Consider the following 23896-nt stretch of genomic DNA (forward strand, 5'->3'; position numbering starts at 1 on the left):
GATAGCGTTGAGTCACTATACCGAGACCTGCGACAGTTTGGCGCAGTTTGCGCCGCTAGGTATACCCTGAGCTGCGCTGCGTCAAGAGGTGTGGGTACATTTTTTGTGAGTGCGACACTGCGCCGCAGATCGGCGGCTGGAGCGGCAAAAGGGAGAGGGCGGGCACCTGCGAATGGCGCCGCAGGAATGAAAAAAGACCTCGCGAGGAGGTCTTTTTTGTTGCTCTGCAAAATCGATCGATCTTGAAGAGCGAAGAATTTTGGTGGCCTGGGGCGGAATCGAACCACCGACACGCGGATTTTCAATCCGCTGCTCTACCAACTGAGCTACCGGGCCAAGCAAAGAAAGGCAAGTATGACAGGATGTGCGCCTTGTCGTCAAGTACCTCCGGGCACTTTAATGATCAGGCGGCTGGTTCGCCCTTGTTGCGGGAGAGTTCGACGCCCAGTTGCTTGAGCTTTCGGTACAGGTGAGTCCGCTCCAGACCGGTCTTTTCTGCCACGCGCGTCATGCTGCCGCCTTCACGCTGCAGGTGGTATTCGAAGTACGCGCGCTCAAACAGGTCGCGCGCCTCGCGCAGCGGCATGTCGAACGAGAACTGCATGCCGCCGCTTTCGGCTGCACGGGTCGGTACGCCATTGATGTCGGTGCGCTCGAGCGCGGCGGGTGTACCTGCTGCGGCGGCGTTTGGCATGGCGCCTGCGAGTCCCGCCACCGGAGCGGCAGCCGGTGTGGCCGAGCGTGGCTTTTCCTTGCTGCGCGACAGGCCCTGCTCCACCGCCGTCAGCAGCTTCTGCAGTGCGATGGGCTTCTCAAGGAAATTCAGCGCGCCGATCTTGGTCGCCTCGACGGCGGTGTCGATGGTGGCGTGGCCCGACATCATGATGACGGGCATGGTCAGCAGACCTTGCGACGCCCATTCCTTGAGCAGCGTCACGCCGTCGGTATCCGGCATCCAGATATCGAGCAGGACGAGGTCGGGCGTTGCGTTCGCGCGGTATTCGCGCGCGCGCTGCGCGTTCTCGGCGACTTCAACAACGTGCCCTTCGTCTCCGAGGATTTCGGAGAGCAACTCCCGGATACCCATTTCGTCGTCGACAACGAGGATGGTGGCCATGCTTTTCCTCTATGTGCGGCGGGATTGCCGTCCGCGCTACGCGAGTTTTACGAACAGTATGGAAACCTGGGCACCGACGGTGTCGGTACCCGATGTGCCCGATGTTGTGCTGGACTGGCGGTTGCGCAATTCGATGCGCGCCCCGTGCTCGTCCATGATCTTCTTCACCATGGCCAAGCCCAATCCTGTGCCCTTGGCTTTGGTCGTAACGTACGGCTCGAAGGCGCGACTGAGGATGCGGGAAGAAAACCCGCCGCCGTTGTCCGCGATCACAAGCCGCACGGCCTGTCGCCGCGCGCCCGAGGCGTCGTCGTATTCTACCGTGTCAGTTTGCAACATGACATGCGGAGCGGGTCGCCCGGCCGCTTCATTCTCGGCCACGGCGTCCTGCGCATTCTGCAGCAGGTTGTGGATGACCTGGCGCAGTTGCGTCGGGTCGCCCTTGATGAGCGGCAGATTGGCGCCCAGCTTGGCCTCGATGACGGGGTGGTCGCGGCGGTCAGGGTGATCGATGCCGTACAGGTGCAGCACCTCGGCGGCAAGCGCGTTGAGGTCCAGGTCCTGCAGCATGGCCGGCGGCGTGCGGGCGTAGTCGCGGAAGTCATCGACCATGCGCTTCATCGCCGACACTTGGTTGACGATGGTGGTGGCACCGCGCCGCAGCACTTCGGCGTCGGTGTCCGACAACTTGGGCGAGAGCTTCATCTCCAGGCGCTCGGCAGAGAGCTGGATGGGCGTGAGCGGATTCTTGATCTCGTGCGCGAGGCGCCGCGCGACCTCCCCCCACGCCACCGAGCGCTGCGCCGAGATCACGTCGGAAATATCGTCGAACACCACCACGTAGCCGCGCTCGGTGCCGTGTGCGCCCACCGACGGGCCGGGCAGGCGCGTGCCGCGCACCAGCAGCGTGAGGGGTTCGTCTTCGTCTTCGAGCGGAATTTCGACCTGCTTCTGCCAGTGCGCCACTGCGCCGCCGGCGGCCGTGCTGGCGTCTTGTTCAGCAAAGGCCTGTTCGACCACCGGCGCGAAGGCGGCCACCGGCGTGATGCTGGTCAGCGCCTGGCCGACCCACGCGCCGAAGGGCTGTTTGAAGATGCGCTCGGCACCCGGGTTGGCAGTCAGCAGCACGAAGCGATGGTCGAACACGAAGACGCCCGCAGTCAGGTTGGTCAGCACGCTCTCAAGATAGGCCTTCGATTGCTCGAGTGCCGCGCGATTCTGCTCGACGGCGCGGCGCGCGTCGGCCAACTGCCGCGTCATCTGGTTGAACTGCTGGGTGAGTACACCCAGTTCATCACGCGTATGCAGCTCCCGCTTGGGGGAGAGATCGCCTTCGGCCACTTCGCGCGTGCCTTGGAGCAGCATCAGCAGCGGCCGTGCCAGCTGTGCGCCGAGCAGCAGCGCGAGCATCACCGCGATGAACACCGCCAGGAACAGCGTGAGCGTGAGCGTGCCGATGTACATCTTGCGCAGGCCCGTGCGGCCGAGCGCTTTCTCCTGATATTCCTGGTAGGCGCGCTGGACAGCGTCTGCATTGCGGGCAAGCGCCTGCGGCACCGGCTGCACGAGCTGCAGGAAGCGTTCTTCGCGGCCGCTCTCTCCAATCAGGCCGAAGCCACGCGAGGTGCTGCTGCCATCTTCCGGCCGGCGGTCTGCGAGCAAACCGGTGCCGGCCCATTTGCGTGCCGGCGTGCTCAGCCCGAGGCTCGGTTCTTCGCGCGATGACGTACCCAGCGCCACCACGACATGCAGTTGGTACAGATCGCTGCGGCGGCTGCCGTTGCGCGCGGCCGGTGCCGAGGCGGCGGGTGCGGAGGCGCTATCGGTTTCCGTATCGCTGCCGCCCTCCAGGCTGGCATAGCCGCCCGGCGCGCGGGCCTGCTCCAGCACAGCCTGGTCGGGCAGGTTCGGCACCAGCGTGTCATAAGTGTTTGACGCCGTGGCGATCACGCGCCCGCTGGCCGTGAAGATGGTCGCCTCCTGCACGCCAAACTGCTCGCGCAATCGATTGAGCGTGATGGCCGTGGCTGAAGCCGAGCCATCGCCCACCTGCTCGGCAATCAGGCGACCCTTGTTCTGCAGATCGGCTAGCGCCGTGTCCATGGTGGACCGCCCGAGGTTCAGGCCGGCCTCCAGCGCCGACTCGACCTTCACGTCGAACCACGACTCGATACTGCGCGACACGAACTGCAGCGACACCAGATAGATCAGCACGCCGGGCAGGACGCCCACCACGCCAAAGAACACCGCCAGCTTGGTCATCAGCCGCGTGCCGAACTTGCCGCGCCGCGCGCGCAGCGCGAGCGCCAGCATCAGCCCGCCGATGATCACCACGAGCAGCACCCCGATGACGAGGTTGACCTTGTAGAGCAGCGTGAAATACCGGTCGAAGAATTCTGTGTTGGCCGATGCGGCGGCCAGCAGCCCCACCAGCACGATGGCCAGAAAGACGATGGTGCCCGCCACCACCTGATAGAGCAGCCGCTTGTAGCTGCGATCGAAGATCATTTGGCGGGCGCCAGCAACGTGCCTGAGCTGGACGGGCCGGCGCTCATCCCCCAGCCCGGATTGGGCGACAGACCGGACGAGCCGGAAGCCGGCGGCGTGGAAGCCGGTGCGCTGGGCGGTGGCGCAGCGGGCGCGGGCGACGGGGCCGGCGGAGGCTCGTTCGGCACCAGCAGGTTGAAGCGCTTCCACTCGGAGCTGAGATTCCAGTCGCGCGTATTGACTGCGTTGATCTGGAACGGCTTGGGCAGCTGCGTCACGTCCAGGCGCATGCGCACTTCGGCCTGCACGGTTTCGCCGGCCTTGACTGCGCGCTGCTCGAACACGCGCCAGCCGCGCACGTGCTGCATGAAGTCGACGGCGTCTTTCAGTCGCGAGAATGGCACCTGCAGGCCGCCGGTCGACACGCGGTACTGGCGTGTGAGCGGGTGATACGACAGCCGCACCACGCGCGTGGCGCTGATGGCGTGATCGTCAAACCAATACCAGCGTGGGCGGATCAGTTCGAATTCGACCAGGAAGTAGAGCGCGATGCCTTTGTTCACCGCGTCTTCGAGGTTGCTGGGCAGGTCGAAATCGAAATCGGCCGACAGGTTCCAGCCGCCGTCGGCGTATTCGAGCTGTGCCCGGTTGATTTCGATGGACTGTGCAGGCGCCGCGAGCGGCCACCAAAGCAGCATGCCCAATGCGACCAGCGCGACCAGCCGTTGCAGAATCTGCCGGAACCGGGTTTGCAGCAGCCGGATCGATGGGCGAAGGATGACAGTCACAACGGTCGGTGCATCAAGGCCGTTTCTGGAAAACCGCGTAAAAGAAGCCGTCGTGATCGAGCGGCAAGGGCGACGCGCCGGCCGCGAACCCGCTGGTCTGCGCCGCGTCGGGCGAGACCGGCAGCAACTGGCCGGGCGCGTGCAATCGTATCGCATCTTCCAGATGGCGTTCAAACCATTGGGCCTGGTCTTCGCCTTCCGTCGGAAAAATCGAACAGGTGACATAAACCAGCTTGCCACCGGGCTTCAGGCATGCCCAGAGGGCGCGCACGATGTCCCGCTGCAGTCCGGCCAGTGCCTTCAGGTCGGCCGGGCGGCGCAGCCAGCGGATGTCCGGATGGCGCCGCACGATGCCGGCGGCCGAGCACGGCACATCGGCCAGGATGCGGTCGAAAGGCCGGCCGTCCCACCAGGTGTCGGGTTTGGCCGCATCGCCCACGCAAATGGTGGCGGACTGGTTCAAGCGCGCGAGGTTCTCGTGGATGCGCACGGCGCGTGCGGCATCCGATTCAAGCGCCGTCACATCCAGGCCGTCGGCCAGCTCCAGCAGATGGCCGGTCTTGCCGCCGGGCGCGGCACAGGCATCGAGCACGCGCTGGCCGGGTGCCACGTCCAGAAACGTTGCCGCCAGTTGCGCACCGGCGTCCTGCACGGAGACAGCGCCGTCGGCAAAGCCCGGGAGTTCGGAAACGGGCACCGCACGCGCAAGGCGTACGGCCTGCTCGCCGATGCGCTCGGCGTCGATGCCGGCTTCGGCCAGGCGCGCGAGATACGCGCTGACAGCGATGCGGCGCGGGTTCACCCGCAGCACCATCGGCGGGCGGCGGTTGCCGGCGGCCAGGATGGTTTGCCATGCGTCGGGATACGCGCTGCGTACGGCGTCGATCCACCACATCGGGTAGTTGGTGGCGGCCGACGGATCCGCCTGCATGTCTGCGACCAGCGCATGTTGCTCGCGCAGGAAGCGGCGCAGCACGCCGTTGACCATGCCCTTGCCGTGCGAAAGCTTCGGATCGGCCGAGGCGGCCGTCACGGTCTGATCGACCACCGTGAACGGTGCATACGGCTGTGGATCGTCCAGCAATTGCGCGAGCGCCACGCGCAGCAGATTGGCGGCGCCTTCGGCGGGCGGGCGCGGGATCAGCGTGCGGATCAGCCAATCGGTGCTGCCGAGCCATCGGGTGGCGCGGTAGGCGAGATCCTGCACGGCGCCGCGCACGGGTGCGGGCTGCCCTTGGCAGACGGCATCGATGGCTTGCGGCAATGCCGTGCCCTGCCGCAGCTTGCCCAGTGCAACGGCGGCAAGCGACAAGGCGTGGGCGAGGGAATCGGGCGGCAGACGCATCGGGCAGCAGGAAATCAGGCGGACAAAATGCAACGAGCCCGCGATGGGCGGGCTCGTGCGGACTGCGGAAGTATAAAGGAAGCGCCCGGGCGGGCCGCCCCTTTTACGCCGGATATTGCCCCGTCTGCGCCATCTGCATCAGGCGCGCGATGCGCTCTTCCGTGGCCGGGTGCGTGCTGAACAGGTTGGCGAGGCCGCCGCCGTGCAGCGGGTTCATGATCATCATCTGCGCGGTGGCCGGGTGGGCCTCGGCGGCGGCAAACGGAATGCCGGCCGCGTAGCGGTGGATCTTGTCCAGCGCTGAAGCCAGCGCCTGCGGGTCGCCGCTGATGGTCGCGCCGCCGCGGTCGGCTTCAAACTCGCGTGCGCGGGAAATCGCCATCTGGATGAGCGATGCCGCCAGCGGCGCGAGGATCGCCACCGCAATCCCGGCGATCGGGTTGGCGGGGCGCCCCTCGCTGTCGCGACCGCCGAAGAACACGGCAAAGTTCGCCAGCGCCGAGATCGCACCGGCCATGGTCGCCGAGATGGTCGAGATCAGGATGTCGCGGTGCTGTACGTGCGCCAGCTCGTGCGCCATCACGCCGCGCAGCTCGCGTTCCGACAGGATATTAAGGATGCCGGTGGTGGCGGCCACGGCGGCGTGCTCCGGGTTGCGGCCGGTGGCGAATGCATTGGGCTGCGCTTCGTCGATGAGATAGACGCGCGGCATGGGCAGGCCGGCGCGGCCGGCAAGCTCCTGCACCATCCGATAGAACTGCGGCGCGCTGGTCTCGTTGACTTCCTGCGCGTTGTACATGCGCAGGACCATCTTGTCGGAGAACCAGTACGAGAAGAAATTCATGCCCAGCGCGAACAGCAGCGCTAGCATCATCCCGCTGCGTCCGCCGATCATGCCGCCGATGACGATGAACAGCGCGGTGATCGCTGCCATCAACATGAAGGTCTTGATCCAGTTGAACATGGGGGCGTGGCTCCTGTGGGTGTTGGGGTGTGAAGTCGTTAGATCGCGATAATCGCTGAAAATTCAAGGGTTTGCGCGGCAGTTGCGCGATATTTCGCCGCAGATGACGCTTGACGCATCAACGGGTGGTGAAGGCCAGCCGCGCGCCCAGGCCGATGAACGCCGTGCCCACGACGCGATCGAGCCAGCGTTTGATCCCCGGCTTCCCCGCCACGCGGCGCGTGACGCTCGCGGCGACCCAAGCCACAAGGCTGTTCCAGATCGTCGACATGACGATGAACACCGCCCCCAATGCCAGGAACGCCAGCGCCTTGTGGGCGGCGAGCGGATCGACGAACTGCGGGAAGAACGACAGGAAGAACAGCACGACCTTCGGGTTCAACACATTGGTGAGGAACCCCTGCATGAACAACGATTTGAGCGGACGCGCGCGCTTGGCGGCGGGCGTCTCCACTTGTTCGACCGTGGCGTCATCACGTTCAGGCGGCGCCAGCAGCATGCGGCCGCCCAGATAGATCAGGTACGCCGCGCCGACCACCTTGATGACCGTGAACGCCACGGTGGACGCCGCGAGCAGCGCCGTCAGCCCGAACGCGACCGCCAGCACGTGCACGCAACAGCCCGCCGACACCCCTAGCGACGACAGCAGCCCCGCCGCGCGTCCTTGCGAGACGCTACGCCCGACGATATAGGCCGTGTCAGGCCCTGGCGTCACGTTCAGCAGAAACACGGCCAGCATGAAGAGCGGCAGATTGACGATGCCCAGCGCGGTCATGGCGAAATCCCCTTCTATATAGATGGCGTGATTAGCCGCGCGATGCGAAGCGCTGGCCGGGCTGGATCGCGAGGCCTTGCAGGAATTCGCGTGCGGGCAGGCGCTTGCCGCCTGGCTTTTGCAGTTGCGTCACGCGTAGCGCGCCGGCGCCGCAGGCGATGGTGACGCCCTCGGCATTGGCGGCGAGTACCGTGCCGGGTTCCGCCTCAGCCGGGCGATCGGCCAGCGCCTCCGCCTGCCAGAACTTGATCGCCACGCCATCCAGCGCGGCCGATGCGCCAGGAAACGGATTGAACGCATGCACCTGGCGCAGCAGCGCGGCGGCGTGGCGCGACCAGTCGAGCGCGGCTTCGTCCTTGGCGATCTTCTCCGCGTACGTGATGCCTTCGGCCGGCTGCGGCGTGGCGTGGAGCTTGCCGTACTGCGCCAGCTTGGCGAGCGCCTCAACCACCATGCGTCCGCCGAGCGCGGCCAGCGTGTCGTGCAGCGTGCCGGTCGTGTCGGTCAGGCCGATGGGCACGCGCTCCATGGCGATCATGTCGCCGGTGTCCAGACCCGCATCCATCTGCATGAGCGTGATGCCCGATTCGGCGTCGCCCGCTTCGATTGCACGGTGGATGGGCGCGGCGCCACGCCAGCGCGGCAGCAGCGACGCGTGGATGTTGATGCAGCCAAAGCGCGGCAGGTCGAGCACTTCCTGCGGCAGGATCAGGCCGTAGGCTGCGACGACCATCACGTCAGGACGCTGGGCGGCCAGGGCGTCGATGGCTTCGGCGGCTTCCTGTGGATACTTGCCAGTGCGACGTAGCGACGGCGGCTGGAGGATCGGCGCGAACCCATGCGTGACGGCGTACTGCTTGACGGGGCTTGCCTGCAATTGCATGCCGCGTCCGGCTGGACGATCTGGCTGACTCAGCACGGCAACGACGGGAAAGCCGGTCCGGTGGATCGCCGCCAGGGCAATCTGCGCAAATTCAGGCGTGCCGGCAAACGCTACGCGAAGGGTGGACGTCATGGATGGGAAACGGAAAACGAGGGGAAGCGCGCTACACGACAGCGTAGCGCATTGGCCTAACGACGGCCGCGATACGGGGTGTCGGCCAGCGGCACGATGGGCTCGGGCGATGGCAACGCCTCCGGCCCCCCATTGCCGCGCCGCTGGAACAGCGAGAAGGTTTCGTTGGTGTCGCCCGGACGGCTGCCGCGCCAGACCATTTCCCAATTGTCGCCGTGCGGGCGGCGTCGGGCGTGTTCCGGGCGTTTTTCGAGCACCAGTATCAGGTCGCAGGTGCGCGCGATCGGGTTGGGGCGGTGATCGTCGCCGGCGCCGCTGTGGCCCAGCAGCCATTTGACGGGGCGCACGCCGGTTTCGTAGTGCATCAACGCGCGCTCGCTTTCGCCCATGCCGCGTGTGGCCACGCAGATCTGCGCGGATTGGAGCACCGGCTTGATCGCCTGGAACAGCGGTCGGTAGCTGCGGGCGTCGTCCACCCACGGCATCAGCAGGGTGCCGAGCAGGCCCCACACCATACCCAGGCCTGCCGCCCATGCGACCACGCCTGAGCGCGCGGGCCGCAGCCACACGCAGATGGCCCACAGCGCCGTGATTGCCCCTGCCGCCAATACGGCACACGGGTGGACCAGCATGTCATACGGCAATGGCAGCACGCGGCCCAGCATCTTGGCCAGCCAGCCCGGCAGTAGCTGCCCGCCGCTGGTAACGAGCGCGCCCCACACGGCCCAGACCACCAGCCCGAGCACACCAAACAACGTTACCGCTGCGCCCCATGCACGCGCGCGCCATGCGGGCGCAATCAGCAGCAGCATCGGCGCGCCCAGCACGGCCAGCGCCGGTTGCAGCGGCATCAAGTAAACATCGCGCAGGACGGCCGAGCGCAGCACCACGGCAATCGTCGCCAGCACGAACAGCGAAACGACAAGGTGCCCCTGATACGGCAGCAGCCACGCCGTGCGCGCGCCGCGTCCGCGTTGCCGCGCGAGCTTGTATAGCGACACGCCCAGCACGGCCACCGCCGGCCACACAGCGGGCGTGCCGGTCAGGAAGATCGATCGGATGGTGGTCGTCAGCGACCCTTTTTCGCCGCCCAGATGCGAGAAGCCGAAGAAGCGGCCCAGGTTGTTGACCCAGAACCATTCGATAAACAGGTCGGGCGATTCGTGCCAGAAGATGGCCGGCCAGATCGCCAGCCACGGAAGGGCCACCAGCAGCGAAAGTCCATAGAAGCGCCAAGCCTGGCGGTTCCTGAAATCCGGCAATAGCGCGATTGCCGCCAGCAGGGTGATCGCGAACAAGCCCGGCACGAGCACGCCCTTGCCCAGGAACGCCACACCGATGCCCGTGCCGAACCACAGCGCGGGGCGCAGGACGTCGACGCCCGTCGCGCCTCCGGTCTCGCTCTCTTTGACGAAGCGGACGAGGCCATAGAGGGCGATCGCAGTGCCAGCCAGTTGCGGGACATCGGCAATGAACTTGTGGACGTGCTCGACCAGCCCGATGCAGCCAGCAAACAGAAGCAGCGCGCCCAGCGCATAGTCACGCAGTGCGGCGCCGCCCGCGTCGAGGCCGGCTTCCCGGCGAGCGGCCAGCGTCAACCCTGGGCGGCCGCGCGCGAGGTCTGCCCCGACACGCAAGCGCCAGTCGCGCGCTTCGCTGCGCAGCAGTCGTGCCGTGCGCCAAACCGCCAAGCACGTCAGCGCCATCCAGAACAGCACCGCCAAGCGCACGGCTTCGTGCGGCGGCATATCGGGCAGCGCCAGCGCGGCCAGCGCGCCCGTCCAGTACATCAGCGGGGGTTTTTCGACGAACGGCTCGAAGGCGACATTGGGGATGACCCAGTCGCCGCGCTCGATGATATTGATGACGATGCCGAAGGAATACGGCTCGTCGGCCTTCCATGGCGCGCGCCAGAACGTGCCGGCAACAAAATACGCGCACAGCATCAGCACGACGACGGCGCGCCAATGCCTCACCAGCAGCGCCGACAGGCGACGCGGGCTTACGTGGGTGCCTGCTTTGGCGGTAGCGATCGGCATCAGTGGGATGGAGCGAGGGCGCGCGTCGGCGTCGGCAGGCATCGGAACGCGTTCAACGCTGGGGCGCCGCGTCGCGTTGGTGCTTCTTGAGCTTGGACCGGATGCGCGTCTGCTTGAGCGGCGAGAGGTATTCGACGAAGACCTTGCCCATCAGATGATCCATCTCGTGCTGGATGCACACGGCCAGCAGGTCGTCGGCCTCCAGTTCGAACGTTTCGCCCTTTTCGTTTAGTGCCCGCACGCGCACACGGGCCGGGCGATCGACCTTGTCATAGATATCAGGCACCGACAGGCAGCCTTCGTCCCAGACCTTGTGCTCGTCACTTGCCCAGAGGATCTCCGGGTTGATGAACACGCGCAGCTCGTCTCGCGACTCGGACACGTCGATGGTGATCACGCGCTCGTGCACGTCGACCTGCGTGGCGGCCAGGCCCACTCCGGGTGCCTCATACATGGTCTCGGCCATATCGGCGACGAGTTTGCGGATGCGGTCATCCACAACGGCAACCGGCTTGGCGACTTTATGCAGCCGCGGATCAGGGTATTGCAGGATATTCAGTAGGGCCATGATGCTTGGCAACAACGGTTGCTGAAGGCCACGCTAACGAGGGGTTGCCTTCAATTGCGATCGCCTGGAATGTCATGCAGAATCGGGGACGCTATCCGCCACATGGCTTAGGAAAAAGCCTGACGAATGTTGGATGCCATACCCCTCTTGCTGCAGCGCAGAACTGCGTACAGCCGCGGCGGTGAGGCGTCGAACAGGCACGCGGACCACCCGCCGATTCTTCATAGAATAATGCGCCATCGTAACACACCGATGCACTCTCAGCCCGCCGTGCAAACAGCCACGAAAGCGCGCCAGCCTTACGTTTGCGCCCTATCGGCGCTTGCCGCGGCAGCGCTTTTCTGCATGGGCACCGCCCACGCCGCCGAGCGCACTGTGACGCCGGCGCAACAGGCGCAGGCCGTGACCGCTGCTCAAGCGGGCATCCCTGAAACCGAACTGTCCGCCACCGCGCCAGCGCAGTACACCGTGCGCCGTGGTGACACGCTCTGGGCGATCTCGGGCAAGTACCTGAAGCGGCCTTATCGCTGGCCCGAGCTGTGGGGCATGAACCGCGAGCAGATCCGCAACCCGCATCTGATCTACCCGGGCCAGATCCTGTATCTGCATCACGCGAATGGCCGCGCATGGCTGTCGAGTTCGCCGGCATCGGCGGATGGCAGCACGGTGCGCCTGTCGCCGCATACCCGCGTGTCGGGGCAGGACGGTGACGCCATCTCCAGCATTCCCTCCGCCGCCATCGAGCCGTTCCTGACCCAGCCGATCGTGGTGGATGAAGACACGCTGGCCACGCCGGCGCGCATCTTTTCGCTGCCTGAAGGCCGCGTTTATCTTGGCAAGGGCGAGAACGCCTATGCCCGCGGCCTGCCGCAGGGCGAAGGCGGCCAGGCCGGTACCGAATGGCAGGCGTATCGCCCAGTCCGTCCGCTCAAGGATCCGGTGACGGGCAACGTGCTCGGCTATGAAGCCGACTTCCTCGGTACGCTGCGCGTGGTGCGCGCGGCGACCGGTCCGCAGGCGGTGACCAAGATGGAAGTGCTGTCGTCCAAGGAAGAAATGGGCGTCGGCTCGCAACTGATGCCATTGCCCCCGCGCGTGCCGGTGCGCTATGTGCCGCATGCGCCGGAAGGCGACATGCACGGCGCGGTCGCCAAGGTGACCGGCGGCGTACGCTTTGGCGGTACCGACCAGGTGGTTGTGCTGAACATCGGCAGCCAGCAGGGGCTGGAGCCGGGTCACGTGCTGTCGCTGGCACGCGCCGGCGCCGTCGTGAAGGACGCGACGGCCGGCAACGAAGCCGTGCAGCTGCCCGCAGAGCGCTATGGCCTGGCCTTCGTGTTCCGCGTGTTCCCGCACGTGGCCTATGCGCTGGTGACGGACGCGTCGAACGCCGTGGAAGTGGGCGACAGTGTCAGCAACCCGATGTCGCAGCAACCTTGAACTACGCGCTACCGCAGTCCTCGATTTGACCGATGCCTCCCAGGCCGCGGCGCCCGCCGCGGCCGATTCCACTGCCGCCCTCTCCTGCACGCGCGATCCGGCTGAACTGGCTGCGTGGTTGCGTCTGACTGAAACCCCCGGCGTTGGGCCCGTTGCCGCGCGGCAATTGCTGGCGGCTTTCGGGTTGCCGCAAGATATCTTCGCCCAGCCATATGCCGCGCTCGCCAAGGTGCTCCCGGAGCGGCAAGCGCGCGCGGTGCTCGCCGAGCCCGACGGCACGCTCGCGGCGCTGATCGAGCGCACCGTCGCCTGGGTGAACGAGCCGGGCAACGCCATTTTCACGCTGGCCGATCGCGGCTACCCGCCCCGCCTGCTCGAACTGCCGGACCCGCCGACCCTCCTGTACACCAAGGGCGACGCCTCCCTGCTGCGCGCCGCCGCGGTGGGTGTGGTGGGCGCGCGCAGCGCCACGGCGGCCGGTATCGACAACGCCCGGGCGTTTTCCCAGGCGCTGTCGGCGGCGAGCGTGACCGTCGTGTCGGGCCTGGCGCTCGGCATCGATGCGGCCGCGCATGAGGGCGCGCTGGCCGGCCCGGGAAGCACCATCGCAGTCGTGGGGACAGGGCTGGATATTGTTTACCCGGCCCGCAACCGGGTGCTGGCGCATCGCATTGCCGAGGCTGGCGTCATCATCTCCGAATACCCGCTCGGCATGGGCGCACGTGCCGAGAACTTCCCGCGCCGCAATCGACTGATCTCCGGCTTGGCGCGCGGGCTGCTGGTGGTGGAAGCGGCTGCGCAGTCCGGCTCGCTGATCACGGCGCGGCTGGCGGCCGAGCAGGGGCGCGATGTGTTTGCGATTCCCGGGTCGATCCATTCGCCGCTGGCCAAGGGCTGCCACCTGCTGATCAAGCAGGGCGCCAAGCTGGTGGAAACCGCCGCCGATATCCTCGACGAACTCGGCTGGGGGCGTGCTGCAGCGCCGGCCAAACGTGCGACGCGTACGGCTACGGTCCAGCCACCTGAGGCTGCGCCGGCCCCCGCCCGCGCGGCGCCGAGTGCCGCCGAAACGGCGCTACTCGGCGCGCTCGGCTTTGATCCCGTCGATCTGGATACCTTGTGTGAGCGCACCGGGCAGGCAGCGGCCGCGCTCTCTTCACAGCTCCTGGCGCTGGAGCTTGATAGCCGCGTCGAGCGTCAGCCCGGCGGGCGCTTCCTGCGGCTTCCGTAAAAGCGTGCCTACAATAGGCGCGGCCCCTTCGCCACGCCGCTTATCGTTCAGCCCCGTTTTTCATGCCACTGCTCTCGCCCGACTCCGACGCCGCTGCGCTCCACGCGGGCATTCGCTCCGGGCAACTGCTGGTCGCGTGCCTGTGCGCAGAGTGGTGCGGCACGTGCCGCAGCTATCGCACGACCTTCACTGAGCTGGCGCAGCGGCATCCGGAGTGCTGCTTCGTCTGGGTCGATGTGGAAGACCATGCCGACGCGCTGGGCGATTTCGACGTGGAAAACTTTCCGACCCTGCTGGTGCAGCGAGGGAGCGATGTGTTGTTTTTCGGCCCGGTCCTGCCTCACGCGGGCGTTGTTGAAGGATTGATTTCGCGTGATCTGGGCGTTGCTCCCGCGGTACCGGCGGCCCCGGACTTGCGAGGCTGGCTGTTGGAATCGGCGTGATTCCAAGTCTTGACAGGGCGGAGCGCCGCATGCGCCACTCTATTGCGCCTGAAAAGGAACCGCGCTTATGATTGGCGGCCAAATTTGGGCCGGCCGAACATGAAGGACGCCCAAATGGGCGCGCTGACAAGCGTCGCCGGCACTTGAAGTCGGCAGGCGTTGCCATAAGACTCTAAAAAAACACGCGAACGGTCGTTATAGAAAAGCGACTTCTTCTTTACCCGATCACTTGCGATCGCCAGGATCCGCTCACATGTCCAAGGCTCTCATCATTGCCGAAAAACCGTCGGTCGCCGCTGATATCGCGCGCGCGCTGGGTGGCTTCACCAAGCACGACGAGTACTTTGAGAGCGACGACTACGTCCTCTCCTCGGCGGTTGGCCACCTGGTCGAGATTGCCGCGCCGGATGAATACGAAGTCAAGCGCGGTAAATGGAGCTTCGCTCACCTGCCCGTGATCCCGCCGCACTTTGATCTGCGCCCGATCGCCAAGTCCGAGTCGCGCCTGAAGGTGCTGACGCGCCTGATCAAGCGCAAGGACGTGACCAGTCTGATCAACGCATGTGACGCGGGGCGCGAAGGCGAGTTGATCTTCCGCCTGATCGCGCAACATGCAAACACCAAGCTGCCGGTAAAGCGACTGTGGCTCCAGTCGATGACGCCGCAATCCATCCGTGATGGCTTTGGCAAGCTGCGCAGCAACGAAGACATGATGCCGCTAGCGGACGCCGCGCGCTGCCGTTCCGAGGCCGATTGGCTCGTCGGTATCAACGGCACGCGCGCCATGACGGCGTTCAACAGCAAGGGCGGCGGCTTCTTCCTGACCACCGTGGGCCGCGTGCAAACGCCCACGTTGTCGATCGTGGTGGAGCGCGAAGAGAAGATCAAACGCTTCGTGCCGCGCGATTACTGGGAAGTGCGCGCCGAGTTCATCGCCGCGGCCGGCCTGTACGAAGGCCGCTGGTTCGACCCGAAGTTCAAGAAGAACGAGTTCGATCCAGAGCAACGCGATTCGCGTCTGTGGAGCGAGGCCGAGGCCAAAAGCATCGTGGCCGCGTGTCGCGACAAGCCGGGCACCGTGACCGAAGAGTCGAAGCCGTCAACGCAGATGTCGCCGGCGCTGTTCGACCTGACCAGCCTGCAGCGCGAGGCCAACGGCCGCTTCGGCTTCTCGGCCAAGAACACGCTGGGCCTGGCGCAGGCGCTGTATGAAAAGCACAAGGTGCTGACCTACCCGCGTACCGATTCGCGCGCGCTGCCCGAAGACTACCTGGGCACGGTCAAGCAGACGCTGGACATGCTGGGCGAAAGCTCGCCCAACTACCTGACGCACGCGAAGAAGATTCTCGCCAACCAGTGGGTCAAGCCGAACAAGCGGATCTTCGACAACAGCAAGATCAGCGATCACTTCGCCATCATCCCGACGCTGCAGGCGCCGAAGAACCTCTCGGAGCCCGAGCAGAAACTGTACGACCTGGTGGTGCGCCGCTTCCTGGCGGTGTTCTTCCCGGCCGCCGAATACCAAGTCACCACGCGGATTACCGAGGTGGCGGGGCATCACTTCAAGACCGAAGGCAAGGTGCTGGTGAACCCGGGCTGGCTGGTCGTGTACGGCCGCGAAGCGCAGGGCGAAGATGCCAACCTCGTGCCGGTCGCCAAGGACGAGAAGGTCAAGACGGACAAGGTCGAGCCGGTGGGCCTGACCACCAAGCCACCCGCACGCTATAACGAAGCGACGCTGCTTTCTGCCATGGAGGGCGCCGGCAAGCTGGTCGACGACGACGCGCTGCGCGAAGCCATGGCCGGCAAGGGCCTGGGCACGCCAGCCACGCGCGCGGCCATCATCGAAGGTCTGCTGACGGAAAAGTACCTCGTGCGCGAGGGCCGTGAGCTGATCCCGACGGCCAAGGCCTTCCAGCTGATGACGCTGCTGCGCGGCCTGGGCGTGGAAGAACTGACGCAAGCCGAGTTGACCGGCGGCTGGGAGCACAAGCTTTCCCTCATCGAGCGTGGTCAGCTGGAGCGCGACGAATTCATGCGCGAGATCGCGCAGATGACGCAGCAGATCGTCAAGCGCGCGAAGGAATACGACAGCGACACCATCCCCGGCGACTATGCGACGCTTTCCACGCCCTGTCCGCAATGCGGGCACGTGGTCAAGGAAAACTACCGCCGCTTCGCGTGCAGCCACTGCGACTTCTCGATCAGCAAGATTCCGGGTGGACGCCAGTTCGAGCTGGACGAGGTGGAAGAGCTGCTGACCAACAAGACCATCGGCCCGCTGCAGGGTTTCCGCAGCAAGATGGGCCGACCGTTTGCGGCCATCCTCAAGCTGGCGCAGGAAGACGGTCACTGGAAGATGGAGTTCGACTTCGGCCAGAACGACGAAGACGATGGCGAGCCGGTCGATTTCTCCGGCCAGGAAAGCGTCGGCCACTGCCCGAAGTGCAATGGTAACGTCTACGAGCACGGCCTGAAGTACGTGTGCGAGAACGCCGTGGCGCAGCCCAAGACCTGCGACTTCACCACCGGCAAGATCATCCTGCAGCAGGAAATCAGCCGCGAGCAGTTGGCCAAGCTGCTGACCGAAGGCAAGACGGACCTGCTGACCGGCTTCAAGTCGGCGCGCACAGGGCGCAACTTCAAGGCGTTCCTCGTCAAGCAGCCGGACGGCAAGATCGGCTTCGAATTCGAGCCGCGTGGCGAAGGCAAGGGCAAGCCCGGTGCCAAGACGGCGGCGAAGAAGACGACGGCTGCGGCCAAGACGCCCGCTGCAAAGAAGGCGCCCGCCAAGACCGCAAGCAAGACGGCTGCCAAGAAGGCCCCGGCGCGCAAGAAAGCCGCTGAAGCCGAGGCCGACGAGGAAAGCACCAGCGAAACCTGATCGCGGTTTCGCAAGCATCAATGCAAACGGGAGGACACTGTCCTCCCGTTTTGTTTTGGCGATGCGGCTCGGCTTACGCGGCTTCGCTCAGGCCGCGGCCGGCGCGCGCTTCGCTGTGCTTGACCTCCATCGCCTGCGCCAGCATGTAATCGATGAACGTGCGGACCTTTGTCGGCAGGAATTTGCGACTGGGGTACACCAGCGACAGCGACCGGTGCGGCAACTTGTATTGCGGCAGCACGCGCACCAGACGTCCGGACTCCAGATCCGGCCGGGCCATGTACGACGACAGAATCGCGATGCCCATGTCGGCGAGCACGGCGCGGTGCATCAGTTCGGCATTGCTGGTGACGAGCGAGGGCTGCACCGGCACCGAGATCGACTGGCCGTCGGGCGTGCTCATCTCCCATTCGTGACGCAGTTGCGGATGCCACATGGCGATGACGCGGTGCTCGGCAATATCTTCGGCGCGCTGGGGCGTGGAATGCTGGCGGAGGTAGGCTGGCGTGGCGGCCATGACCATCTCGGCGGAAATCATTCGGCGTGCGACCAGGTGCGAGCCAAGGCCGAGTTCTGAAACCATGATGCCGACGTCGCGGCCATCCTCGACGATGTCGATCGGGCGATCGGACAGCGCCACGTCAAACGTCACCTCGGGATAGAGCTGCTGGAAGCGCGCCAGCAGCATGGGCAGCACGTGCAGCCCGAACATGACGGGCGCGACGATGCGCAGGCCACCGACCAGCGCCTGGCTGCGCGAGGTGGCCAGCGATTCGGCCTCGTCAATGTCGAGCAGGATCTGCGCACAGCGCTGCAGGTAGGTTTCGCCCACATCGGTCAGCGACAGGCTGCGCGTGGTGCGGTTGAGCAGGCGCGTGCCCAGATGCGCCTCCAGGTCGGCCACGTAGCGCGTGACCACGGCATTGCTCATCGACAGATGCTGGGCTGCCCGGGCGAAGCTGCCAAGCTCCACCACCTTGGAAAACACCCGCATCGACTGCAAACGATCCATTCCAGCCTCTCACATAATTTGTTGTCAAAAATAGAACAAATCTGTCACGACAGCAAATATTTAATATTGTCACAAGCAATTCACTGCCTAGGGGCAATCCTTGAATGTGAGCACACGCTCATGTAAGAATGCCGACGCAATTTGCGTTTGCGATGTTTCATTGCCGGGGCTGCGTATCCGACTTCTCACCGATTGACGCAACAGCTGATTTGCGCCGAGACTCTATACCGAACGGTAGATTTTTGTGGGATTCGTCTTGCGCGAGGTCAGGTTCGGCCCAAATCGTGGGTGGAACAGGGTCTTGCGCAAATCGGTGCGACGGTAGCCAGACGGCTTCGCCATACTCGAACGATGGATGCCGCGAACCCTGACCCGCATGAGCGCCCCGCAACGAGGGCAGCCATCACGGCCGATGTGTCGCCCCGCGATGCCGGCGGCCGAGGAGACACCACATGACCATCCAGAACCGCGAACCGGTCAATTATCTGGCAGGCGAGATGCCGCTGCACCGGTATTGCGCCCACCATGCGCAGCAGACGCCCGAGCGCATCGCCCTGTTGTGGTATGGCCGCACGATCTGCTGGCGGGAGCTGGATCAGGCCTCGACACGGCTGGCGGTGCAGCTGCGGCGCTTGGGCGTGACACGCGGCGACCGCGTTGCATTGTTTTTGCACAATTGTCCGCAAGCCATCGTGGCGCATCTGGCCACGGCCAAGCTGGGCGGCATCGTTGTGCCGTGCGGGCCGCTGTCGCGCCAACACGAGCTGCGCGACCAACTGGCCGATTCCGGCGCCAAGATTCTGGTGGCCGCGGCAGACCTGATGCCGATCGTCGAGGCCGCCAGGCCGGGGACGTCGGTCACGACCGTCATCACGACGCGCTATGCCGATCTGCAGCCTTCGCAGCCGGCCTGCCGTAAGGCGCTGGCCGTGCCGCCCGAGTTGATTGCCGCCGATGCCTCGTCGGCGCCGCCGCTCAAGAACAGGCCGGGCGCCGCGCAGCTTGACCTGATGCAGTTGATGGCTGAGCCCGTGGATGTGGCCGAGCGCAACGCGGTGGCGGCTATCGAGGTGAGCCTGGACGACGTTGCGCTGATGGTCTACACGTCGGGCACCACCGGCCGCCCGAAGGGCGCCATGCTCACGCACCGCAACGCACTGTACAAGACCGCCGTCACGGTGCAGGTCAGCGGCATCCATGCCGCGGACGTGATGCTGGCGGTGGCGCCGCTGTCTCATATCGCCGGCATGCTGATGGGCATGAACGTGATGCTGTACTCCGGTGCGACGACCATCCTGCTCTATCGGTTCGATCCTCTGGCCGTGCTGCAGGCGATCGACCGCTACCGCGTGACACGCTGGTACAGCATGACGCCGATGAATCTGGCGGTCATGGCGCATCCGGACGCGGCGCAGTACCGCATGGAATCCTTGGTGGCCAACCCATGCACCAGCTTCGGTGTCACCCTGACCGAAGCGATTGCCGAGCAGTGGCGTGCTTTTGCCGGCCCGCAATGCCGCATCTACGAAGCGGCCTATGGGCTGTCGGAAACCCACACCTGCGACGCCATCACGCCCGCCGAGGCTCCGCGCTGGGGATGGCACGGCAAGATCGTCCCGCAGACCGAGGTATGCATCGTCGACCCGCACACCGGCGCAGAATTGCCGCCCGGCCAAGCGGGTGAGATCACCATCCGCAGCCCCGGCGTGTTCCGCGGCTACTGGCAGCGCGACGAGGCCACGCGCGCCGTCCTGCACAACGGTTTTCTGCGCACCGGCGATATCGGTCAGGTCTCGCCCGACGGCTACCTGCAATGGCAGGGGCGCATCAAGGAAATGATCAAGGTGTCGGGCTACAGCGTGTTCCCGGAAGAGGTCGAGGCGCTGCTGTCGCGCCACCCCGGCATCCGCCAAGTGGCCGTGACGCCCATTCCCGATCCCGACAAGGGCGAAGTCGTGTGCGCGCACGTGGTACCGATGAGCGGCGTGACGCTCTCGGAAGCCGAGCTGATTGCATGGTCGCGCGACAACATGGCGCCATACAAGGTGCCGCGGCGCGTGAAGTTCCACGATGCGCTGCCCGCCACCGCAACGGGCAAGGTGCTGCGAAGGTTGCTGCGCGAAGAAGCCGTCGCCGCCTGAAAGCAAAACGGCCGCCCAATTCTGGCGGCCGTTTTTTTTCAGGTCTGTACGAAGCGTTTCTGTCGGGCGATGCTCATCAGGATGCCGATGCCCATGCCCAGCGTGACAAGCGCCGTCCCCCCGTAACTGATGAGCGGCAGCGGCACGCCCACCACAGGCAGGATGCCGCTCACCATGCCCATGTTGACGAAGGCGTAGGTGAAGAAGATCAGCGTGATCGACCCTGCCAGCAGGCGCCCGAACAGTGTGCCCGCATTGGCGGCAATGAAGAGCCCGCGCAAGATCAGCAGCAGATAGAGGAACAGCAGCACGCCGTTGCCCACCAGCCCGAATTCCTCTGAATACACCGCGAAGATGAAGTCGGTGTGCTTCTCGGGGATGAACTCCAGGTGGGTTTGCGTGCCCTTCAGCCATCCCTTGCCCGTCACGCCGCCCGAGCCGATGGCGATGATCGACTGGATGGTGTGGAAGCCCTTGCCCAGCGGGTCGGTGGTCGGGTCGAGCAGCGTACAGACGCGGTGTTGCTGGTAGTCGTGCAGGATCGGCCAGTTCACGCCCGGCGCGCAAATGCGCGATTCGAACGACACCACCAACGTGATCGCCGTGACAGCAACCACCAGCACCGGCACGATCAGCCGCCAAGACAGCCCGGCGAAGTAGATCACGTAGATGCCTGCCGCCAGGACCAGCAGCGCGGTGCCCAAGTCGGGCTGCTTGGCGATGAGCCCGACGGGAATCAGCAGCAGCAAGGCGGCCGCCAGATAGTCGTACCAGTGGATCACGCCCTCGCGCTTCTGGAAGTACCACGCCAGCATCAGCGGCATGGCGATCTTCATGATCTCGGAAGGCTGCACCACCACGCCGATATTGAGCCACCGCCGCGCGCCCTTGCGGATCAGCCCGAACGCCGCCACGCCAATCAGCAGCGCCACGCCCACGGTGTAGAGCGGCACGGCAAAACGCATCAGTGTCTGCTGCGGCAGGTTGGCGATGATCCACATCAGCACGAACGACAGCAGGATGTTGCGGACCTGGTCTTCCACCCGGCCCGGCATGTCGATGGCGGCCGAATACAGGGCCACCAATCCCGTCCCGAGCAGCAGGAAGACGATCAGCGCCAGCGGGCCGTCGAAGCCGGTGAAGAGCGACTTGATGACGTTGAATATGCGGCGCTTGTCCAGTTTGTCCATGGCGAAATCCTCAAGCGCAAATATCAGGGCGCGGCCGGCTTGGAGGCCGGTTTCTGCGCGGGCTTCGACGCCGGCTTGTTGCCGGGCTTGGCGTCCTTCGCACCCTTGGGGGTGGTGGCCGGAGCCGAAGCCGGTGCGGCGGCGTTGCCCCGTCCGCGCGGCGGCAGTTCGGGTGCCGGTTGTGCATGCGACAGCGCTTGCAGCACTTGGGCGTCCAGCGTGGCCGGGGCGACAGCTTCGGCGCTGGTGCCGGCCTCGCGCAGGGCCGGTGCCAGCAGGTCGGGCGAGAGCGGCGGCACGCTGCGTGCGGCGCCCGCCGGAACCGACGACGCGGTCGGCGCCGAAGCGGCGGCCACGGCAGTGGCGGAGGAGGCTGCCGTGCCTGAAGCGGATGTGACCCCGGATGCCGGCTCTGCAGCCACCGCCGGCGCGGCAGTGGCGCTGGCGATGGTGGCCGTCTTGCCCGTCGAGAACACGCTGGGCGTATCCACTGGCGGTTGCTGCTGGGGTTTCGGCGCGGTGGCAGCCAGCTCGGCGGGCCACTTGCCGGTCAGGTAGTAGTCCATGACCGCACGTGCAATCGGCGCGGCCGAGGCAGCGCCGAAGCCCGCGTTTTCCACGATCAGCGCCAGCGCGATCTTCGGATGGTCCGCCGGTGCGAAAGCCTCGAACAGCGCATGGTCGCGCTTGTTCTCGGGAATGGCGTGGTGGTTGTACTTCTCGTTCTTGCCCAGCGAGTACACCTGCGCCGTACCGGTCTTGCCCGCCGACACGTATTGCGCGCCGATGAACGCCTTTGCCGCCGTACCGGCCTGGTTCACGCCCACCATGGCGCGCTTGATCACGTCGATGTTGGCCTGCTTGAGCGGAATGCGATAGCTCTCCGTCGGCACCGTCAGCGCGCGCGACTTGGACAGCGAATCTTCAACCGCCTTCACCAGGTGGGGCTTCATCACCACGCCGTTGTTGGCCAGCGTCGAAATCGCATGCGCGAGCTGCAGGATGGTGAAGTTGTTGTAGCCCTGGCCGATGCCCAGCGAGATGGTTTCGCCGTCGTACCACTTCTGCTGCTCGGGGCGCTTGTAGGCTTTGCGCTTCCAGTCCGTGGAGGGCAGGATGCCGGTGCGCTCGCCTTCGATGTCGATGCCCGTGACCTGCCCGAAGCCGAACGGCTTCATGAAATCGTGGATGGCATTGACGCCCATGTCGTTGGCGAGCCGGTAGTAATACGTGTCGCACGACGCCACGATGGAGCGGTACATGTCGACCCAGCCGTGCCCGCCCGGCACGTCGTCGCGGAAGGTGTGGTTGCCGAGCGTGAACGAGCCCGGATCAGCCATGCCCCACTGCGGCGTGCGCTTGCCCAGCTCCAGCGCGCCCAGCGCCATGAACGGCTTGTACGTCGAGCCCGGCGGATACGTGCCGCGCAGCGGGCGGTTCAGCAGCGGCTTGTCCGGCGAGTTGTTCAGCTCATTCCAGGTCGCGCTGTCGATCCCTTCAATGAACAGGTTCGGATCAAACGTTGGCTTGGAGACGAAGGCGAGGATGTCGCCCGTTTCCGGCTCGATCGCCACCAGGGCGCCGCGCCGGTTGCCGAAGAGTTGCTCGGCCAGCCGCTGCAGGTTGATGTCGAGCGACAGGATCAGGTTGTTGCCCGGCGTTGCCTGCGAGGTCGACAGCGTGCGGATCGGCCGCCCGCCCGCGCTCACTTCCACCTCTTCGTAGCCGGTCAGGCCGTGCAGCTCGGTTTCGTAGCTCTGCTCGATGCCGACCTTGCCGATGTATTCCGTGCCGCTGTAGTTATTCGAATCCTTGCGCGGGTCATACGTCACGCCAGGCTGGCTGTTGGCATCGCTCATGTTGTCGATGCGGTCCAGGTCGCGCTCGGAGATACGGCCGATGTAGCCGATCACGTGCGACGCCGATTCGCCCAGCGGGTATTGGCGGAACAGCCGCGCATGCACGTCCACGCCCGGAAAGCGGAAGCGCTGCGCCGAAAAGCGCGCGACTTCCTGGTCCGTCAGCTGACTGCGGATCGGCAGGCTCTCGAAGCTGCGCGCATCTTCCATCAGGCGCTTGAAGCGACGGCGGTCGCGCGGCTGGATATCGACCACCTGGGCAAGCTGGTCGATCGTGTTATCGAGCGTGTCCTGCAGCTTGGAAGGCGTGATCTCCAGCGTGTACGCCGAATAGTTGCGCGCCAGCACCACGCCGTTGCGGTCCATGATGATGCCGCGGTTGGGCTCGATGGGCGCGACCGAAATGCGGTTGTCTTCCGCCTTGGCCGAGTACTGCTCGTGCTTGACCTGCTGCAGCCAGAAGAAGCGCGCCAGCAGCAGCCCGAAGCAGACGAGCACGAACAGGGCGGCCGCCGCCAGCCGCAGGCGGAAGCGCGACAGCTCCTGTTCGACGTTGCGGATTTCGGTCATGCCAGGTGAGGGCGAATAGCGGGGCGCA

Annotated in this window: 17 protein-coding genes and 1 tRNA gene; 5 read left to right on the top strand and 13 right to left on the bottom strand. The window is 65.6% G+C overall.

What is annotated here, in order from left to right; all coding sequences use genetic code 11:
* Positions 1–260 precede the first annotated feature (260 nt).
* From RP6297_RS15640 to def, 10 genes are all read right to left on the bottom strand, one after another.
* Positions 261–336 (bottom strand) — tRNA-Phe (locus RP6297_RS15640).
* Positions 337–403: 67 nt separating this feature from the next.
* Positions 404–1117, bottom strand: coding sequence for a response regulator (locus RP6297_RS15645; protein ID WP_009239412.1), 714 nt, complete (start codon positions 1115–1117; stop codon positions 404–406).
* Positions 1118–1153: 36 nt separating this feature from the next.
* On the bottom strand, positions 1154–3625 hold the full coding sequence (locus RP6297_RS15650; RefSeq protein WP_009239411.1) for a sensor histidine kinase: 2472 nt from the start codon (positions 3623–3625) through the stop codon (positions 1154–1156).
* The gene (locus tag RP6297_RS15655) at positions 3622–4392 is read right to left on the bottom strand and encodes a DUF4390 domain-containing protein (RefSeq protein WP_009239410.1); all 771 of its coding nucleotides are present in this window, start codon (positions 4390–4392) and stop codon (positions 3622–3624) included. The genes RP6297_RS15650 and RP6297_RS15655 overlap by 4 nt, the downstream gene beginning before the upstream one ends.
* Positions 4393–4405: 13 nt before the next feature.
* Entirely contained in the window at positions 4406–5737 is a 1332-nt protein-coding gene (rsmB, locus tag RP6297_RS15660) for a 16S rRNA (cytosine(967)-C(5))-methyltransferase RsmB (protein WP_009239409.1), read from the bottom strand.
* Positions 5738–5840: 103 nt separating this feature from the next.
* Entirely contained in the window at positions 5841–6701 is an 861-nt protein-coding gene (gene htpX, locus RP6297_RS15665) for a zinc metalloprotease HtpX (RefSeq protein WP_009239408.1), read from the bottom strand.
* A 118-nt stretch (positions 6702–6819) separates the two neighbouring features.
* The gene (locus RP6297_RS15670; protein WP_009239407.1) at positions 6820–7476 is read right to left on the bottom strand and encodes a LysE family translocator; all 657 of its coding nucleotides are present in this window, start codon (positions 7474–7476) and stop codon (positions 6820–6822) included.
* Between the two features lie 31 nt (positions 7477–7507).
* Complete coding sequence (gene fmt, locus RP6297_RS15675) at positions 7508–8491, bottom strand: methionyl-tRNA formyltransferase (RefSeq protein WP_009239406.1); 984 nt, start codon at positions 8489–8491, stop codon at positions 7508–7510.
* Positions 8492–8547: 56 nt separating this feature from the next.
* Positions 8548–10572, bottom strand: a complete 2025-nt coding sequence (locus RP6297_RS15680) for an ArnT family glycosyltransferase (RefSeq protein ID WP_009239405.1) — start codon at positions 10570–10572, stop codon at positions 8548–8550.
* Between the two features lie 10 nt (positions 10573–10582).
* Positions 10583–11098, bottom strand: coding sequence for a peptide deformylase (gene def / locus RP6297_RS15685; RefSeq protein ID WP_009239404.1), 516 nt, complete (start codon positions 11096–11098; stop codon positions 10583–10585).
* Between the two features lie 252 nt (positions 11099–11350).
* On the opposite strand from def, the gene RP6297_RS15690 reads away from it, so the two are divergent.
* From RP6297_RS15690 to RP6297_RS15705, 4 genes are all read left to right on the top strand, one after another.
* Positions 11351–12538 (top strand): LysM peptidoglycan-binding domain-containing protein, encoded by a 1188-nt coding sequence (locus tag RP6297_RS15690; RefSeq protein WP_009239403.1) that lies wholly within the window; start codon positions 11351–11353, stop codon positions 12536–12538.
* Between the two features lie 25 nt (positions 12539–12563).
* Entirely contained in the window at positions 12564–13769 is a 1206-nt protein-coding gene (gene dprA, locus RP6297_RS15695) for a DNA-processing protein DprA (RefSeq protein ID WP_009239402.1), read from the top strand.
* 62 nt (positions 13770–13831) lie between these two features.
* Positions 13832–14212 carry a thioredoxin family protein gene (locus tag RP6297_RS15700; protein ID WP_009239401.1) on the top strand — a complete coding sequence of 127 codons (381 nt, stop codon included), beginning with the start codon at positions 13832–13834 and terminating at the stop codon, positions 14210–14212.
* Between the two features lie 253 nt (positions 14213–14465).
* Complete coding sequence (locus tag RP6297_RS15705) at positions 14466–17096, top strand: DNA topoisomerase III (protein WP_009239400.1); 2631 nt, start codon at positions 14466–14468, stop codon at positions 17094–17096.
* A gap of 73 nt (positions 17097–17169) precedes the next feature.
* Here RP6297_RS15705 and RP6297_RS15710 read toward each other — a convergent pair whose 3' ends face one another.
* The gene (locus RP6297_RS15710) at positions 17170–18108 is read right to left on the bottom strand and encodes a LysR family transcriptional regulator (protein WP_009239399.1); all 939 of its coding nucleotides are present in this window, start codon (positions 18106–18108) and stop codon (positions 17170–17172) included.
* Between the two features lie 452 nt (positions 18109–18560).
* Between RP6297_RS15710 and RP6297_RS15715 the strand changes: the two genes are divergently transcribed.
* On the top strand, positions 18561–20249 hold the full coding sequence (locus tag RP6297_RS15715) for an AMP-binding protein (RefSeq protein ID WP_037028110.1): 1689 nt from the start codon (positions 18561–18563) through the stop codon (positions 20247–20249).
* 38 nt (positions 20250–20287) lie between these two features.
* Here the strand turns inward: RP6297_RS15715 and rodA are convergent, their stop codons facing one another.
* Together rodA and mrdA are read right to left on the bottom strand one after the other, a co-directional pair.
* A complete protein-coding gene (gene rodA / locus RP6297_RS15720; RefSeq protein ID WP_015856077.1) occupies positions 20288–21439 on the bottom strand; it encodes a rod shape-determining protein RodA in 1152 nt (383 codons plus the stop codon).
* Between the two features lie 23 nt (positions 21440–21462).
* Positions 21463–23868, bottom strand: coding sequence for a penicillin-binding protein 2 (mrdA, locus tag RP6297_RS15725; RefSeq protein ID WP_037028109.1), 2406 nt, complete (start codon positions 23866–23868; stop codon positions 21463–21465).
* Positions 23869–23896: the final 28 nt, after the last annotated feature.

The organism is Ralstonia pickettii (assembly GCF_016466415.2).
Taxonomy (GTDB): domain Bacteria; phylum Pseudomonadota; class Gammaproteobacteria; order Burkholderiales; family Burkholderiaceae; genus Ralstonia; species Ralstonia pickettii.